Genomic DNA, 275 nt, shown 5'->3' on the forward strand with positions numbered 1-275 from the left:
CTCTAGCCAACTAGTTGACAAATCCAGTCAGTTACTTTCAGGTGCTTCTCAATTAGAAAGTGGAGCTAATAAATTGGCAGATGGAGCTGGGAAACTAGCAGAAGGTGGAACAAAGTTAACTTCTGGATTGGAAGGTTTACAGATAGGAGTTGCTTCTTTGGGACAAGGATTAGGTAATGCTAGTGATCAACTCAAGTCAGCATCAACAGAATCTAAAAATGCAGAGATTTTGTCAAATCCTCTCAGTCTATCCAAAACTGATAATGACCAAGTTC

At 39.6% G+C, this 275-nt stretch carries 1 pseudogene; it reads left to right on the forward strand.

From position 1 onward, the window contains the following. A pseudogene (locus tag WKI42_RS10865) lies at positions 1-275 on the forward strand (hypothetical protein); the annotation flags it as partial.

The organism is Streptococcus pseudopneumoniae, assembly GCF_038148935.1.
Classification (GTDB): Bacteria; Bacillota; Bacilli; order Lactobacillales; family Streptococcaceae; genus Streptococcus; species Streptococcus pseudopneumoniae_U.